Consider the following 15,920-nt stretch of genomic DNA (forward strand, 5'->3'; position numbering starts at 1 on the left):
CGATGTCTCCTTAGCTGACTGAAGTGCCGTGGGTGACGAGCTTGCCCAGACCCGCGATCAAGCGGTCGAGGACGAAGCCGACGATGCCGACGTAAAACAGCGCCAGGATGATCTCGCTCATATGCGAGGAATTCCAGGCGTCCCAGATGAAGAACCCGATGCCGACGCCACCGATCAGCATTTCAGCCGCGATGATGGCGAGCCATGACAGGCCGATACCAATGCGCAGACCGGTGAAAATATAGGGCGCAGCCGCCGGCAGCATGACCTTCCAGAAAAATTCCACCGGATTGAGCTGCACCACGGCGGCGACGTTGCGATAGTCCTGCGGAATATTCCGGATACCGACAGCCGTGTTGATGATTATCGGCCAGATCGAGGTGATGAAGATCACGAAGATCGCCGACGGCTGACCGTCACGGAAGGCCGCGAGTGCCAGCGGCAGCCAGGCCAGCGGCGGAATGGTGCGCAACACCTGGAAGATCGGATCGAGGCCACGCATCGCCCAGACCGACTGGCCAACCAGTGTGCCGAGGCCGATGCCGACCACGGCAGCGAGCGAGTAGCCGTAAGCCACGCGCAGGAGACTCGCCGAGATATGCCAGAACAGCCCCTTGTCCAGACCGCCATTGTCGAAGAACGGATCGAAGATCAGTTCCTTGGTGTCCTTGTAGACCTTAGAGGGCGGCGGGAGCGTTGAGCCGGTGCGCCGGCACAAGAGCTCCCACATCACGCCAAGCAGGAGAACGACGATCAGCGGCGGGATCACCCGCGCCGCTGTTTCCTTCGCCATCTTGGCGTATCTGTCAAAACTTACCGGCTGCTTGGGAGACAGTGCGACGCTCGCCACCGGCGGCTTCGCCAGTGCCGTTGCCGGCTCCGTCTTGATAGCTTGCATGTTCATCGCACTGTCTCCGTCATTTCAGCTAGTCCGCATCGGTCCCAAACGTGGGTCTCAGGCTTCGACGCGCTTGATGGCGAGCGACTTGAGGTAGGCTGCCGGATTTTCGGGATCGAAGACCTTGCCGTCGAAGAAGGTCTCCTTGCCGCGCGAGGTCGAGGTCGGGATTTCGGCGGCAGCGACGCCCATGGTCTTCGCCGCGTCACGCCAGATATCCTCGCGGTTGACCTTGGCGATCAGCGCCTTCGAGTCGAAGCCGGGCTCGTATTTGCCCCAGCGGATGTCCTCGGTCATGAACCAGAGGTCGTGGCTCTGGAACGGATAGGACGCGAAGTCCTTCCAGTACTTCATGATGTGCGGCGAGTTCTCGACCACCTTGCCGGTGCCGTAGTCGAACTTGCCACGGGCGCGATCGAGGATGTCCTCGACCGGGCAGTTGATCCACTGCCGCTTGCCCATGATGGTGGCGAGCTCTTCCTTGTTCTCCATCTTGTCGGCCCACTGCTGGGCTTCCATGATGGCCATGGTGATGGCCTTCGCCGCCTTCGGGTTCTTGTCGACCCAGGCCGCGCGCATGCCGAGCGACTTCTCGGGATGCTTGTTCCAGATCTCACCGGTGTTCACCGCGGTGTAGCCGATCTTCTGGTGCACGAGCTGGCCCGGCCACGGCTCACCGACGCAGAACGCGTCCATGGTGCCGACCTTCATATTCGCCACCATCTGCGGCGGCGGCACGGTGATGGTCTCGACATCCTTGTCGGGATCGATGCCGCCGGCCGCGAGCCAGTAGCGGATCCAGAGGTCATGGGTGCCGCCCGGGAAGGTCATCGCCACCTTCACCGACTTGCCCGCAGCCTTCTTCTTCTCGAACGCGGCTTTCAGCGGCGCGACATCGAGGCCGACCTTCAGATCGGCATATTCATTGCCGACCGAAATGCACTGCGCATCGAGATTGAGACGCACAAGGATGTACATCGGCGTCGGCTGATTGTTCTGCGTCACCTTGCCGGACGAGATCAGATACGGCATCGGCGTCAGGATATGCGCACCATCGATGCCGTTGCCTTCGGAGCCGAGCACCATATTGTCGCGCAGCGTGCCCCAGGAGGCCTGCTTCGACACTTCAACGTCGGGCATGCCGTATTTGGCGAACATGCCCTTGTCCTTGGCGACGAACAGCGGACCGGCATCGCTCAGCGCGATGAAGCCGAGCTTGGCGCCCTTCACTTCGGGACCGGCATCCTGCGCGAAGGCGCCGCCAGGGAAGTTCAGTCGCGCGGCCGCGAGCAAGGCAGCGGTTCCCGCACCGGCTTTCAGAAGCTGACGACGGCTGATCTTGCGGCCCGGCTTGTTGGTCTCTGACTTCATCATGTGCTGCTGTCGTCCTTTCGCGCTTCGGATGCCTGCACCGTCATCGGCCCCCTCGTCACAGCGCACCTCGGTCGAAGGCGTACGGACATAGCGGCGCGTCTGGGGGAGGCCCCATGATGGCAATTCTGGCTGGTGATTGATTGTGACGGCTACAATGGCGTCGCTAAGAACTATTCAAAGTTCGTGCCAACCGCCGCCTGATGGAAATTTCGATAAATTGCAGTCACTTACCTAAAGGCAACAAGACCAGCGCGGAGAACCACGCGCATCGAAAATTTGCGGGACGCTCATTTATTGTGCGACGCACGCGGAATAGGCAGTGAATTGTGAGGTACTATTTTGCCGACTTCGTCTGCGTGCCGGCCCGCGGATCGGTGCTATCAACCTGGTCCAATTTCTAACGAACGGACCGCTTCATGCCGACCATTCCGGTGATCACCGAACCTGCCCTCTCGTCACTTCGGAAGGCAATCAGCACCCTGAAGGCGGCGACCGTGGTCTCCGCGGCGGCGATCCTGTCTCAGGGCAAAAGCGACCTCGACGCGAATGCGGCGGCAGCGTTCGGTCATTTCGAGGATGTCTCACGGCAACTTCATATGTTCCGAAAGAGCGTCCTTGAGGACGCGCTGATACCGACCAAAGACAACGCTGTCACTGTGGATGTCGATATCGATGCCCTCGATCGCGCCGTCGACGATATCGATCTACAGATCGCACAAACCAAAGGCGCACTCCACGCAGTCGTCGAGAGCTCTGATCGCAGCGGGCTCGAGGCCTTTGCCGAGCGCATCGGTGAACTCGGCCGCGCGCTGTTAGGCATGGTCACCATCATCGCGCCATCGGCCGCACACGGCGACGCACCGTTCCTGTTCGATCAGTTCTTCCTGGAGTCGCTGCAGGAACTCTCGCAACGCGACTGGAACGCGACCTGATCGCAAATGGCAGACGACCGAGATCGCTTACGCCTCGGCCTTTTCCGGCATCATCGGCTGCGGAACAGTGCCCTCGCCTGGCTTCATCCGGAAATTATAGGTCATCAGATGCCACGGCCCCGTGGCTGGCTGACCGTCGGGCATGAAGGCATCGCTGCGCTTCTCGACGGTGGCGATCAGATCGTCCTTCACGCCGAACACCACATCGGAGTCGAGATATTCGTCGCCCTCGATGAAGACGTGAGTGATCAGCGGTTCATAGCCGGGAGCCACGACGAGAAAGTGCACATGCGCCGGACGCATCGGATGGCGTCCCGTCTTCAGCACCAGATCGCCCACCGGTCCGTCGGTCGGGATCGGATAGCTGCAGGGCAGAATGGTGCGGAAGAACAGCCGGCCATCACTGTCCGTGATGAAGCGCGCACGCGACGACGGGCCCTGCGTGGCATAGCTGGCCTTCTGCGAGTCGTAGAATCCGTCATCATCGGCATGCCAGATATCGACCGGCACGCCGGCCAGCGGCTTGCCATCGAGATCGGTGACGCGGCTCTGCACGAACATGCGCTCACCCGTGAGGCCCGGAGAGATATCAGCGCCATGCGCCATGACGGGATGCTCACCGACATAGAACGGCCCGAGCACCGTCGTCTGCGTGGCCCCCTCACGCTCCCTGTGGTTGACGGCATCGACCAGCATCGAGACGCCCAGCACGTCAGAGAGCAAGATGAACTCCTGCCGGATCGGCGTGCATTTCTGGCCCGTGCGGGTCAGGAAGTCGATCGCTACTTCCCATTCACCGAAGGTGAGATCGGTCCTGCGTACATAGTCGTGCAATGACTTCACGAGTTCTTGCAGCAGAAATCTCGTGCGCGGATCGGGCGTCTTGTCAAAGCTCTGGATCACCGCCGCAGTGAGTTCAGTGTCATTGAATTGGGTCATAATTCCATCCTGAGCAACGCGAAGACTGCACCTTTAAGGATACACCAAACAGAGCTTCGCGTAAGCTCGCGGCGCTACAAACCCATATGGACAGCGGCTGATTTTCATCAATAGAAATGAACCGCGTCCACACATCGGAGCGATGCTGCAATGCCGTCCCAAAGCCTGAGCCCTTCGTCTGCGTCACCCGAACAGGTCGGTATGTCGACCACAGCGCTGGCCCGCGTCGAAGCGCATCTCAAGCAGCGCTATGTCAATGCCGGCCGCTTTCCCGGCACGCGCCTGCTGGTCTATCGCCGCGGCGAAATCGTGCACAGCACGGCGCAGGGCTTTGCCGATGTGGAGCGCAAAGCCCCCGCCAAGGACGACACGATCTTCCGCATCTATTCGATGACCAAGCCGATCACGACAGTTGCCTTCATGATGCTGGTGGAGGAAGGACGTGTCGCGCTCGATGAACCCGTTCATAAGTATATTCCTGAATGGGCAAATCTCGGTGTATTTCAGGCTGGCGTGACGGCACCATTCCTGACGAAGCCACCGGCCCGTCCGATGCAGATCATCGACCTGCTGCGTCACACATCCGGACTCACTTACGGCTTCCAGCAGCGCACCAATGTCGATGCCGCCTATCGTGCACTCAAGATCGGCGAAATCGAGAAATCCGGCACGATGGCATCGATGATTTCGGATCTCGCGAAGATCCCCCTGGAATTCTCCCCAGGGGATGCATGGAATTATTCGGTCTCGACCGACGTGATCGGCTATCTCGTCGAGAAGATCAGTGGACAGCCATTCGAACAATTCCTGCAGGAACGTATCTTCGATCCGCTCGGCATGACTGATACCAGCTTCTTTGTGCCGCCCGACAAGGCGCATCGTCTCGCGGCCTGCTACGCCGCCGACGGCAAGGGCGGCTTTGTTCTTCAGGACGATCCCGCGACGAGTTCATTCCTGTCGCCGCCTAAGATGATTTCCGGCGGCGGCGGCCTATGTTCCACCGCCGCGGACTATCTCACCTTCTGCCGCGTCCTGCTCAATAGCGGTGCGCTCGGCGACGTGCGCCTGCTCGCTCCGAAGACGATCGCGCTGATGACCAGCAATCATCTGCCCGGCGGCGCCTACGTCGCCGACATGTCGACGTCGATGTTCAGCGAAACGAGCTATGCCGGCGTCGGCTTCGGACTTGGATTTTCGGTGATGATGAATCCGGTCAAGACCATGATCCCCGGCAGCGCCGGTGAGTATGGATGGGGCGGCGCGGCGAGCACGGTGTTCTGGATAGACCCGGCCGAACAGCTGATCGCCATCTTTATGACACAGCTGTTGCCATCGAGCGCCTATCCGGTTCGGCGCGAGCTGCGTACCATGATCTACTCCGCGATTACTGACAGCAATGTTTAGTAACGAACGGTATGATCAATATTGCTCAGTCGGTGCTCGCCACCAGGCACCGATCGCGCTCAGCACGAATCAAATGAAATTCTCTCTCAGTGAGAATTTGGAATGAAACTTCCGGTGCTCATGGGACGTAGCAACAACCACCCACGGAATTGTGATATTACGTCGGTGCTACACAGGCGATCGTAAAGTGCGAAATTGCAGCTGGAAATCGCATGGAATGCTGCATGCCAGAGATTTGCAGCTTACGAATGCGAACGACTCTCAGTTATCCTGCGTGCGTCAGGCAAGTCACATGTGTATAGCATGATGACCAACTTGTACTTTCGCTTCCGCTGCAAGGCCCGTATCGATAGAAATTGAGTTCCGGTATTCGTTGGAAGTTTTGCAAGCAGTGCGAAGTAGCAACAGAATACCGCAAGGTTTTTTGTACGATTGGATGACCCTCGCGATTACGTGTCGATCAATTCGAGTATCGCGACGATTTCAGCCATCCCAATCGTCATGACGATGTGTATAACAGAGATGCCTTTGAAAGTTAGCTTTAAGGGCTCTCGGGCTAAGAAGCTCTAACAAGAAAATAAAACCAAACTCCCTTATTCAAACAAACTGAATGGTGACGAATGAAGCAACGTAGCGCCGGCAAACCCGACATTGAGATGGGCAAGAGGATCCGTCTGCGTCGTGTTGAGCAGAAAATTTCGCAGGCGGATTTAGGCGAAAAGCTGGGCGTCAGCTTCCAGCAGGTTCAGAAGTACGAGAAAGGTGTCAATCGCGTTGGCGCTGCGCGTCTTCAGCAGATTGCGACGGCGCTCGATGTGCCGGTCACCTTCTTCTACGATGGCGATGGCAAGAGCCGCGAAGTGGAAAGCTTGCTGTTCCTCGATAGCGCTTTCAGCCTCCGCTTGCTCCGTGCTTACAGCCGCATCAAGAGCCAGACGGTCCAGCGCCAGATGGTCGTCCTGATGGAAGCGATTGCCGACGAAGAGAAGTAATCGTCGCATGGCCGCCGGAGCGACCCGGCCGCTGATCGGCTCGATTTCAATCCCCCCTCGACACGAAAAGAACTCGCCGTAACCGCGGCGAGATTTTTGCAGGTCTGCACCTAGCGGTGGCACAGTTGTTGCTGGAATATTCGTGAACCTCAGGGGGAGCGAACCATGTCTACAGCTACGATTACCGCCGTCGAACCCATCCGCAAGCCTCTCTATCAGTCGCTCTTCGTGCAGGTGCTTGTCGCCCTGCTGCTCGGCATCGTCCTTGGCATCGCCGTGCCGGATTTTGCCGTCGGCCTGAAGGTCTTCAGCGACGCGTTCCTCAAACTCATCTCCATGATTGTGGCCCCCATCGTGTTCTGTGTGGTGGTCCATGGGATCGCGGGTGCCGGCGACCTCAAGAAGGTCGGCAGGGTTGGCGTCAAGGCGCTGATCTATTTCGAGGCCATGACCACGCTGGCGCTCGTTGTCGGCCTGGTGCTGGCCTATCTGTTCGGCCCGGGCCACGGCATGAACATCAATCCGGCCTCGCTCGACGGCAAGGCACTCACGACGGTCGCAGACAACGCGCACAAGCTGCAGGGCGGCGGCATCGGCAGCTTCCTGCTCAACATCATTCCGACCACCTCGTTCGACGCTCTGGCGCGCAACGACGTCCTGCAGGTGCTGTTCTTCGCCATCCTCTTCGGCACCAGCCTGGCGCTGGTCGGCGGCGAGAAGGGCGAGCGGATTTCGAGCTTCATCGAAGCCGTATCGACCGTTCTGTTTCGCGCCATGGGATTGATCGTTCGCCTCGCCCCGATCGGCGTGCTCGGCGCCGTCGCCTATACGGTCGGACGCTACGGTGTCGGATCGCTGAAGCAACTCGTCTCGCTGGTGGTGCTATTCTATGTCTCTGTGGCGATCTTCGTGTTCGGTGTGCTCGGTGGCGTGATGGCCCTAGCCGGGCTGAACATCATCAAATTCCTGAACTACCTGCGCGAGGAACTCACCATCGTGCTCGCCACCGCGTCATCGGATGCAGTGCTGCCCCAGGTCATGCGCAAACTCGAACGGCTCGGCGTCAAGGACAACGTGGTCGGCCTCGTGATCCCGACCGGATACTCGTTCAACCTCGATGCATTCTCGATCTATCTGACGCTGGCCGTCGTGTTCATCGCGCAGGCCACGAATACACCGCTGTCCTTCGGCGATCTCATGCTGGTGCTGGGCGTCTCGCTGGTGACGTCAAAGGGCGCCCATGGCGTACCGGGCTCAGCGATCGTGATCCTTGCCGCGACGCTGAATGCCGTGCCGAGCATTCCCGCCATCGGCCTCGTGCTGGTGCTGTCGGTAGACTGGTTCATCGGCATGGCCCGCGCGCTCGGAAACCTGATCGGCAATTGCGTTGCCACCGTCGTGGTCGGCGCATGGGAAGGCGATCTCGACCATGCCAAGGCGAAGCGTGTGTTGGATGGTGAAGAGCTCGTGGATGTAACGGCCGGCTAATTGCCTTCGGGACAAAAAAGAAGCGGCCCGAAGGCCGCTTCTCGATATCAATGCTTCAAGCTTACGCCGGCGTGAGGATCGCGCGGCCGACCAGCTTGCCGTCTTTCAGGTCGTTCAGCGCCGCATTGGCCTTTGCGAGCGGCATCGGGCTTGTCGGGATCGGTTGCACCTTCTTGGTGCGCACCAGCTCCAGCAGTTCCTTGGTCTCGCGGAGATTGCCAACATAGCTGCCCTGGATGGTCAGCGCCTTCATGGCGATCAGCGGCAGCGCCCAGGTGGCGCCGCCACCGAACAGGCCGACCATGATCAGTTTACCGCCCTTGGAGAGTACGTCAAAGCCGAGCTGCGTCGTCGACGGAGTGCCGACCAGATCGATCACCGACAGGATCGGTTGACCGGCGGCCTTGGCAAGCTGCTCGAGCGCGTCGGGCGCATTGCCGTCCACGGCCGCCAGAGCGCCGGCCTTGATCGCCGCTTCGCGCTTTCGCGCATCGATATCGACAACGATGGCGCCCTTGCCGCCCATCGCCTTCAACAGTTCAAGCGCCATCAGGCCGAGGCCACCAGCGCCGAAGATCACGATCGGATTGCCGAGATCGCTCTCGATCTTCTTCAGCGCGCTATAGGTGGTGACGCCCGAGCAGGCATAAGGCGCGGCGATGACCGGATCCATGCCCTTGAGGTCGATCAGGTAGCGCGGATGCGGCACCAAAAGGTGATCGGAGTAACCTCCGTCGCAATGTACGCCGAGGCAGCGCGGCGCGAGGCAGAGATTCTCGTCACCAGCAAGACAGACCGCGCATTTGCCGCAGCCGATCCACGGATAGGCCAGCGCGATATCGCCAATCTTGACGCCGCCGGCTTCCTGCTGCGCATCCGGACCGAAGGCGATGACTTCGCCCACGGTCTCATGGCCCATGGTGCGCGGCAGCGTGATGCCGCGATCCTTCAGCGACAGCTTCTTGCGGCCGTGGCCGAGTTCATAGCCACCTTCCCAGATGTGCAGGTCGCTATGACAGACGCCAGCAGCCTTCACGCGGATCAGCACCTGCGTGCCGGTCGGCTGCGGGGTCTGCTCGTCGACCTCGCCGAGCGGTTCGTTGAATTCGAGAACCTTGAAGCTCTTCATTGTGTTTTCTCTCCCGGTTGAAGTTTCTTGTTATCCGCAGGATAGGCAGAGCGAAGCGAAACCCATCGCATAGAACCCGATCATGATGGGTTTCGCGACGACGCTCTACCCATCCTGCAGGGTCTCAGCCATGCGCTGCACTCGCGCTCCTGATCGCTTCCCACACCTTGACGGGCGATAGCGGCGTATTGAGCTGCGTAATGCCGAGTGGCTGCAGAGCATCGAGCACACCATTGACGATGCAGGGCGGACCTCCGATCGCGCCGGATTCGCCGCAGCCCTTCGAGCCGATCGGATTGGTGACGCAGGGTGCCGAGCCGTCCAATGTCACTGACAGGAGCGGCAGGTCACCGGCGCGCGGAATGCAGTAGTCCTGATAGCTGGCGGTGATGAGCTGGCCGTCCTCGTCGTAATGAACGTTCTCGAACAGCGCCTGGCCGATGCCCTGCGCCACGCCGCCATGGATCTGGCCGGTCACCAGCATCGGATTCACCGCCACGCCGACATCGTCGACCGTGGTGTAGCGAACGACATTGGTAATGCCGGTCTCCGGATCGATCTCGACCTCACAGATATGCGTGCCGTTCGGCCAGGTCGGACCGTCCGCCACGCCGGTGGACTCGACGCTGAGCTGTTCGCCGTCTTCAGCTTTCGCGATTTCGAACAGGCCAACGCGCTTGTCGGTGCCGACGACGGTGAGGAAGCCTGCGGAATACTCGATGTCCTCCACCGAGGCTTCGAGCATGTTCGCCGCCTTCTCGCGCGCCTTGGCGATCATGTCGGCGGCCGACACCACCGCGGCAGTGCCGCCGACGAACAACGAGCGCGAACCGACGCTACCCATGCCGACGATGACGTCGGTATCGCCCTGGATCACATCGATCTTGTCGATGCCGATGCCGAGCGCTTCAGAGACGAGCTGCGAATAGGCGGTCTGCAGGCCCTGCCCCATTGCCATGGTGCCGGAATGCAGGATGACGCGGCCATTGGCCGTGGCGCGCAGGCGAACCTTTTCGGTGGTGCCCGGACCGCCGGTCCATTCGATATAGCTGGTGAGCCCGCGGCCGTAGAGGAGCCCCTTCTTCTTCGCCGCCTTCTTGCGCGCGGCGAAGCCGTCCCAATCCGACAGTTCGGTGGCGCGGTCAAGCATGTGCGCGAAGGCGCCGCTATCATAGGTCTGGCCGACGGCGTTCTTGTAGGGAAACTGCGTGGGCTTGATGTAGTTCACCTTGCGGATGGCCCGCGGATCCATGCCGATCTGGCGCGCGGCGGCATCCATGAGGCGCTCGATGATGAACACGGCTTCCGGTCGTCCCGCGCCGCGATAGGCGCCGACCGGCGCCGTATGCGTGATGACCGCCTTGATATCGTAATGCACAAGCTGCAGATCATAGACGCCGGTCTGCACGAATGGCCCGAGCACCAGCGGAATGATGATCGCGGTGGCCGACATATAGGCACCGGTGCCGCCGATCGAACGTACGCGATAGGCCAGAATGCGGCCCTTGGCATCGAGCGCGAGTTCTGCCGTCGACGTCAGATCACGGCCATGAGTCCCGCCAACGAATTCATCGGTGCGATCACCGCGCCAGCGGATCGTCTTGTTCAGCTTCACGGCCACATAGGCGACAACGCCGTCTTCGGGATACAGGCTCGTCTTCTGGCCGAACCCGCCGCCGATATCGCCCACCACCACGCGGATCGATTCCTTCGGACGCTTGAGCACGGCGTCGGCAAGGATATCGCGGGTCGATGCCGGGGTCTGCGACTGCACGTACAGGGTCAGCTTGCCGGACTTCTTGTCGACTTCAGCGATGGTCGAGCGCGGCTCCATGGCCGATGGCACGAGACGCTGACTCACGATATCCAGCGACACCGTATGCTTGGCAGCGGCAAAAGCCGCCTCCACCTTGGCAGGATCGCCATAGCTGGTGGCCGCGACGATATTATCCGGTGCGTCCGGCCACACCACCGGCGCGCCAGGCTTCATCGCCTCGACGGGATCGACCACCGCCGGCAGGACGTCATAGCTGATGTCGATCGCCTCGGCCGCGAGCTGGGCAGCAGCGCGCGACGTAGCGACGATTGCCGCCACCGCTTCGCCAGCGAACCGCACGACTTCATGCGCGAGCAGCCGGCGCGGCGGAAAGGTCGCCGCCGAGCCGTCGGGACGCTTGAAGATCGGCAACGTCGGCAGCGTGCCGACATCGTCGGCCACGAAATCCGCGCCGGTATAGATCGCCTCGATACCGGGCATCGCCTTGGCGGCGGCCACGTCAATCGCGGTGATCTTCGCATGGGCATGCGGCGAGCGCAGCAGATGCAGCCACAGCGCGCCGTCTTCCGGCTTGTCGTCGATAAATTTGCCCTGCCCGGTGAGAAGTCTTTGATCTTCGAGACGCTTGGGAGAAAGACCCGCGCCGAAGCGCATATTGCCGGGCAGAATGTTCATCAGACGTCCTTCAAGTGCAAACTGGCTGGAGCCGTTCTAGCCCAGAAATACCGCGTGAGCCAACAGGCCAGCCGCACAGGGTTGAGCGACGGAATGCGCATGCCGGGACTGCCCGTTTGCACATCCTGTTGCCGGCAAATCGATCAGCCGACATCCTGCAAAACGGCCTCGATCACCTTGCGCTCGTCCGCGGTCAAAGCCGGCTGCGGCGCCACGGGGTCGCCGACCTCGTAGCCCTGGATCGCGAGGCCCGTCTTGATGCAGGCCGCCAGATTATAGCGCGCGAAGACCTCATTGAGCCGCCACATCCGCCGTTGCAAGACCATGGCCTCGTCCCAGCGATGCGCCTTGCAGAGATCGTAGAGTTCGACGCTCTGCTTCGGCACGACACAGGCCGGGCCCGCCATCCAGCCGACGCCGCCGATCAGCATGACGGCTGACGGAATATGCGCCGAGGCGGCGAACACTTTCAGTTTGTCGCCGCAGCGGTTGATGATCGACAACAGCCGGCCGGTATTGGTGGAGGCATCCTTGATATACTGAATGCGCGGATGCTCGGCGAGCCGCGCCACAACATCGAGTGTCAGATCCGAACGCTGGAATTGCGGATTGGTGTAGATCACCACGGGAATATCGACGGCATCGGCGATGGCGCGGAAGTAGGATTCGATCTGCGCATCCTTGAGCGGGAAATACGCATCGAGTATCGCCAGAATGCCGTTCGCGCCGAGCTTCTGATACGACTTCGCCTGCGCTACCGCATCGACTGTCGAGGTCGAAGCCACTCCCGCCACCACCGGCACGCGCCCGCCTGCCGCATCGATCGTGGCCTGCACCACCGTCCTGCGCTGCTCGCGGTTGAGATAGGCGAATTCACCGGTCGAGCCGAGCGGCGTCAGCCCATGCACGCCCGCGCCGATGAGATCCCCGCACAGGCGGCCCAGCACATCGGTGCGGATACACCCCTCGTCGTCAGCAGGCGAGACGAGATAGGGAAACACGCCGTGGAAATCTGCCATCGCATCAGGCCTTCGGCTTGAAATTCTCGATCACGCGTAACAGCACGCGCGCACCGACCTCGACATCCGCATCTTCGACATGCTCGGCAGGATTGTGGCTGATGCCGCCGCGACACCGTACGAACAGCATCGCCACATCGGCAATATCGGTCATCGCCATGCCATCATGGCCTGCCCCGCTCGGCAGCTCGAACGCGCGATAACCCTCGGCAGTAATTGCATCGGCGATCTGCTTCTGCAGCCAGGGCGCACACGGCACCGTGCGATTCTCGTGGGTGATATTGATCTGCAGATCGAGCTTGCGCGCTTTGGCGATCGACTCGATCTCGCGCACCATGTCGGTGATGGCGAGCTTGCGATAGGAATCCTTCGGCGATCGGATATCCATGGTGAACGATACCAGCCCGGGAATGACATTGGTCGCCCCCGGCATCGCGTTGATATAGCCGACGGTGCCAACAAGGCCGCCGCGGTCCGACTGGCAGAACTCCTCGATCGCAACGATACATTCGGCAGCACCCACCAGTGCATCGCGCCGCATCGCCATGGGCACCGTGCCGGCATGACCGGCCGTACCATGCAGTTCGACTGCAAGGCGCGTTGCGCCCGAGATGGCGGTCACGACACCCACCGGAAGCTTCTGCGCTTCGAGCACCGGTCCCTGCTCGATATGCAATTCGAGATAGGCAAGCAATTCGCCGGGCGCGCGCGCTGCGGCGCCGACGTGATCGGGATCGAGGCCGAAGGTGATCATCGCCTCGCGCATCGAGATGCCCGCTTTGTCGCGGCCGCCGAGCACGCTCTCGACAAAAGTCCCGGCCACCGCGCGGCTGCCGAGCAGCGTCGAGGCGAAGCGTACGCCCTCCTCGTCGGCGAAAGCAGCGATCTCGATGGCGAAGGGCAAACGAAGGCCGCGACGGTTGAGGTCGCCGACGCAGGAAATCGCGGTGATGACCCCGAGCGGCCCGTCCCAACGGCCGGCATCGCGTACGGTGTCATAATGGGAGCCGAGCATCAGGCACGGCAGACCGGGCTGGTCGCCTTCATAGCGTCCGCAGACATTGCCGATCGCATCGATACGCGCCCGCATGCCGGCTGCCTGCATCCAGCCGACGATCAGTTCGGCGGCAGCACGATGTTCCGGTGTAAGGAATATTCGCGTGATGTTGTCCGGCGCTTCCGAAATAGCAGCCAGCGCGTTGATACGTTCGACGATCTCGCCGCCGAGCGATTGGCCGGAAGCTCCGACGACTTTCTCTTCCATCGCAATCATGCTTCTTTGTTCAATTTAGGTCGTAAATACTAGTGCGGCCAGCAGGCCAAAGCGAATCCGCGCCTGGCCTCGCGGGAAACTAGCAGATTTCGACACCCGGACGACAGGAGCCCCCGATGGCCAAGCAAGACTCATCGAGTAGGGATGAGGCCCTTCTCAGGCTTTCTTTCGACGCTGCACGCAAAGCCGTGGAGCGCGGCAACCATCCGTTCGGCGCGATCCTGGTCGATGCACACGGCAAGGTCCTGATGGAAGCCGGTAACGCCTTCATGCCGTCCCATGACGGCACCGCCCATGCAGAACGGCTGCTCTGCAGCGAAGCCTCGATTGCCTATGACGAGACCGAGCTGAAGACCTTCACGCTGTATTCCTCGGCAGAACCCTGCGCCATGTGCGCCGGCGCGATCTACTGGGTCGGCATCGGCCGGCTTGTTTATGGGCTCGGCGAAGCAAGGCTCAAGGCTATCACCGGCGACCACCCGGAAAATCCCACACTGGATCTGCCTTGCCGCGACGTGTTTGCAGCAGGGCAGAAGAGCATCGAGGTCGTCGGACCACTGCTGGAAGACGAGGCAGCCGCGCAGCACGATAATTTCTGGGCGCAACTGCGCTAGTGGCACGCTCGCAGGAGCCTGCGAAATACAGATGGCGCCGCGAGAACATCGCGGCGCCATCTGCTTGGAGACTGGTCATCAGCCTTGGAGGACTAGTCCGGAAAGTCAGCTCAGATCAGAACTTGACGGTGACGCCGGAATAGAGCGAGTCCTCGCGGCACGATCCCGGCGCAAACGTGGTGCACGGCAGGCTGGCATTCTCATCCAAGCCGAACTTGTTCCGCCAGAGCCGATAGGCCACCCACACGTCGACATTGTGAGTGTATTTCGGTCCCCAGATCGCCTTGCTGGCGTCGAAGGTCAGACGGATCGGTTCGGCGTTGATCTCCATCTTGGTTGCCGTGCCGATGATCTGGCCGTTCTCCGAACCTTTCGGCCCGTAGAAGCCTGCCCGGCCGCTGATCGCGAAATAGTCCATGCTCGGGGGCAGGAAGCCGAGATCCATGTAGTAATTGAGTTCAACGGCCCAGGTCGGGTTGAACTGGCGGTTGCCATCGATGTTGCACGAGACGCCCGGGATTTGACCGGGAGCGCCGGCGTAACCGCACTGCGTAAAGGTGCTGCGGTTGGCGAATTCGTAGTAGAATAGCGGGTTGACGTTGAAAAAGCCCTTGTAAGGCAGGTCGAAAGCAAATTGCAGACCGGTTACGACGTCGCGCTTGGATGCGGAGAAGAACCGGTTTTCAGTGCTGCCATCCGCACCGATGACGAACGACACGTTGCGCAGCGGCCCCATCGAGAAGGCCTTGGTGTTGAAGACCTCGTTGAAGCCGATCGTGCTGCGGATGAGGCCGTAGATTTCTGTTGCGCCTTCGCAGCCCGTGATCGGACGCAGCGGATCGGCGCACGGATTAGCCGGGCTGCTCTTGCCCGCCTTCTCGAGGCCGATGTTGAAGAAGTTGGTGCCGTAGGTCCAGACGTCGAAGTGGGTGAAGGCGAAGACCTGTTTGGTGGTCTTGTTGGTCACGCCGGGATCGACCGCCCCCCACTGATAGGCATAGGTGAAGCGGTTATCGATCAGCAGGAAGAACGGCAGATCCGGGATCGGCTTTGCCTTGACCGGCATGGTCGCCATGTCGGCGGCGCCAGCCGAGCCTGTCGGCACCATGGCTGTTAGCGACAGCAACGTCGCGGCTGCGATTGCGCGGAAACGATTGGCCATTGGAATTACCCCCACCTGTTGACAATGATTGCGTGCCTCTCGCGAGAGAGTTGTTGCAATCAGTCCGGGTGAGAAGCCTCAACTTTTTCCAATAGTTGCCACGGATTTCATCAGGGATGCCCAGTGAAATCAGTATTTTATGCTTGAAGCATCGTGTTTTCGGGATGGTGAAATGACACCATGCGAGCGCGTGTAAGACACGCGCTTAGAGACTGTAAAGATTGGTATTTTGCGACGTTCTGTC

13 protein-coding genes are annotated in these 15,920 nt (G+C 60.7%); 5 read left to right on the plus strand and 8 right to left on the minus strand.

The annotated features are described in order from the left end of the window. Positions 1-10: 10 nt before the first annotated feature. Both ntrB and SFY93_RS25520 read right to left on the minus strand, forming a co-directional pair. Positions 11-904, minus strand: a complete 894-nt coding sequence (gene ntrB, locus SFY93_RS25515) for a nitrate ABC transporter permease (protein WP_320445057.1) — start codon at positions 902-904, stop codon at positions 11-13. 51 nt (positions 905-955) lie between these two features. Then, a complete protein-coding gene (locus tag SFY93_RS25520) occupies positions 956-2,269 on the minus strand; it encodes a CmpA/NrtA family ABC transporter substrate-binding protein (RefSeq protein WP_320447855.1) in 1,314 nt (437 codons plus the stop codon). 419 nt (positions 2,270-2,688) lie between these two features. Here SFY93_RS25520 and SFY93_RS25525 point away from each other — a divergent pair, with 419 nt between their 5' ends. After that, the gene (locus tag SFY93_RS25525) at positions 2,689-3,204 is read left to right on the plus strand and encodes a hypothetical protein (protein ID WP_320445058.1); all 516 of its coding nucleotides are present in this window, start codon (positions 2,689-2,691) and stop codon (positions 3,202-3,204) included. 27 nt (positions 3,205-3,231) lie between these two features. Here SFY93_RS25525 and SFY93_RS25530 read toward each other — a convergent pair whose 3' ends face one another. Further along, entirely contained in the window at positions 3,232-4,143 is a 912-nt protein-coding gene (locus SFY93_RS25530; protein WP_320445059.1) for an intradiol ring-cleavage dioxygenase, read from the minus strand. A 150-nt stretch (positions 4,144-4,293) separates the two neighbouring features. On the opposite strand from SFY93_RS25530, the gene SFY93_RS25535 reads away from it, so the two are divergent. From SFY93_RS25535 to SFY93_RS25545, 3 genes are all read left to right on the plus strand, one after another. Beyond that, positions 4,294-5,547 (plus strand): serine hydrolase domain-containing protein, encoded by a 1,254-nt coding sequence (locus tag SFY93_RS25535; protein WP_320445060.1) that lies wholly within the window; start codon positions 4,294-4,296, stop codon positions 5,545-5,547. A gap of 620 nt (positions 5,548-6,167) precedes the next feature. After that, a complete protein-coding gene (locus SFY93_RS25540) occupies positions 6,168-6,539 on the plus strand; it encodes a helix-turn-helix domain-containing protein (RefSeq protein ID WP_089265251.1) in 372 nt (123 codons plus the stop codon). Positions 6,540-6,704: 165 nt separating this feature from the next. After that, the gene (locus tag SFY93_RS25545) at positions 6,705-8,027 is read left to right on the plus strand and encodes a dicarboxylate/amino acid:cation symporter (RefSeq protein WP_089265252.1); all 1,323 of its coding nucleotides are present in this window, start codon (positions 6,705-6,707) and stop codon (positions 8,025-8,027) included. Between the two features lie 61 nt (positions 8,028-8,088). Here the strand turns inward: SFY93_RS25545 and SFY93_RS25550 are convergent, their stop codons facing one another. The 4 genes from SFY93_RS25550 to SFY93_RS25565 form a co-directional block, all read right to left on the minus strand. Continuing rightward, complete coding sequence (locus SFY93_RS25550; RefSeq protein ID WP_093756673.1) at positions 8,089-9,156, minus strand: alcohol dehydrogenase; 1,068 nt, start codon at positions 9,154-9,156, stop codon at positions 8,089-8,091. 124 nt (positions 9,157-9,280) lie between these two features. Further along, positions 9,281-11,608, minus strand: a complete 2,328-nt coding sequence (locus SFY93_RS25555) for a xanthine dehydrogenase family protein molybdopterin-binding subunit (RefSeq protein ID WP_320445061.1) — start codon at positions 11,606-11,608, stop codon at positions 9,281-9,283. Between the two features lie 143 nt (positions 11,609-11,751). Continuing rightward, positions 11,752-12,627 carry a dihydrodipicolinate synthase family protein gene (locus SFY93_RS25560; protein ID WP_320445062.1) on the minus strand — a complete coding sequence of 292 codons (876 nt, stop codon included), beginning with the start codon at positions 12,625-12,627 and terminating at the stop codon, positions 11,752-11,754. A 4-nt stretch (positions 12,628-12,631) separates the two neighbouring features. Further along, a complete protein-coding gene (locus SFY93_RS25565) occupies positions 12,632-13,900 on the minus strand; it encodes an allantoate amidohydrolase (protein WP_320445063.1) in 1,269 nt (422 codons plus the stop codon). Between the two features lie 116 nt (positions 13,901-14,016). Between SFY93_RS25565 and SFY93_RS25570 the strand changes: the two genes are divergently transcribed. Beyond that, a complete protein-coding gene (locus SFY93_RS25570; RefSeq protein WP_320445064.1) occupies positions 14,017-14,514 on the plus strand; it encodes a nucleoside deaminase in 498 nt (165 codons plus the stop codon). Positions 14,515-14,629: 115 nt separating this feature from the next. On the opposite strand, the gene SFY93_RS25575 is transcribed toward SFY93_RS25570, so the two are convergent. After that, entirely contained in the window at positions 14,630-15,676 is a 1,047-nt protein-coding gene (locus tag SFY93_RS25575) for a hypothetical protein (protein WP_320445065.1), read from the minus strand. Between the last annotated feature and the right edge of the window lie 244 nt (positions 15,677-15,920).

Source organism: Tardiphaga sp. 42S5 (assembly GCF_034044155.1).
Classification (GTDB): domain Bacteria; phylum Pseudomonadota; class Alphaproteobacteria; order Rhizobiales; family Xanthobacteraceae; genus Tardiphaga; species Tardiphaga robiniae.

Bases quoted from the DNA above. Each gene is read 5' to 3' on its own strand.
- ntrB (WP_320445057.1), bottom strand. From the start codon at position 904: ATGAACATGCAAGCTATCAAGACGGAGCCGGCAACGGCACTGGCGAAG.
- SFY93_RS25520 (WP_320447855.1), bottom strand. From the start codon at position 2,269: ATGAAGTCAGAGACCAACAAGCCGGGCCGCAAGATCAGCCGTCGTCAG.
- SFY93_RS25525 (WP_320445058.1), top strand. From the start codon at position 2,689: ATGCCGACCATTCCGGTGATCACCGAACCTGCCCTCTCGTCACTTCGG.
- SFY93_RS25530 (WP_320445059.1), bottom strand. From the start codon at position 4,143: ATGACCCAATTCAATGACACTGAACTCACTGCGGCGGTGATCCAGAGC.
- SFY93_RS25535 (WP_320445060.1), top strand. From the start codon at position 4,294: ATGCCGTCCCAAAGCCTGAGCCCTTCGTCTGCGTCACCCGAACAGGTC.
- SFY93_RS25540 (WP_089265251.1), top strand. From the start codon at position 6,168: ATGAAGCAACGTAGCGCCGGCAAACCCGACATTGAGATGGGCAAGAGG.
- SFY93_RS25545 (WP_089265252.1), top strand. From the start codon at position 6,705: ATGTCTACAGCTACGATTACCGCCGTCGAACCCATCCGCAAGCCTCTC.
- SFY93_RS25550 (WP_093756673.1), bottom strand. From the start codon at position 9,156: ATGAAGAGCTTCAAGGTTCTCGAATTCAACGAACCGCTCGGCGAGGTC.
- SFY93_RS25555 (WP_320445061.1), bottom strand. From the start codon at position 11,608: ATGAACATTCTGCCCGGCAATATGCGCTTCGGCGCGGGTCTTTCTCCC.
- SFY93_RS25560 (WP_320445062.1), bottom strand. From the start codon at position 12,627: ATGGCAGATTTCCACGGCGTGTTTCCCTATCTCGTCTCGCCTGCTGAC.
- SFY93_RS25565 (WP_320445063.1), bottom strand. From the start codon at position 13,900: ATGATTGCGATGGAAGAGAAAGTCGTCGGAGCTTCCGGCCAATCGCTC.
- SFY93_RS25570 (WP_320445064.1), top strand. From the start codon at position 14,017: ATGGCCAAGCAAGACTCATCGAGTAGGGATGAGGCCCTTCTCAGGCTT.
- SFY93_RS25575 (WP_320445065.1), bottom strand. From the start codon at position 15,676: ATGGCCAATCGTTTCCGCGCAATCGCAGCCGCGACGTTGCTGTCGCTA.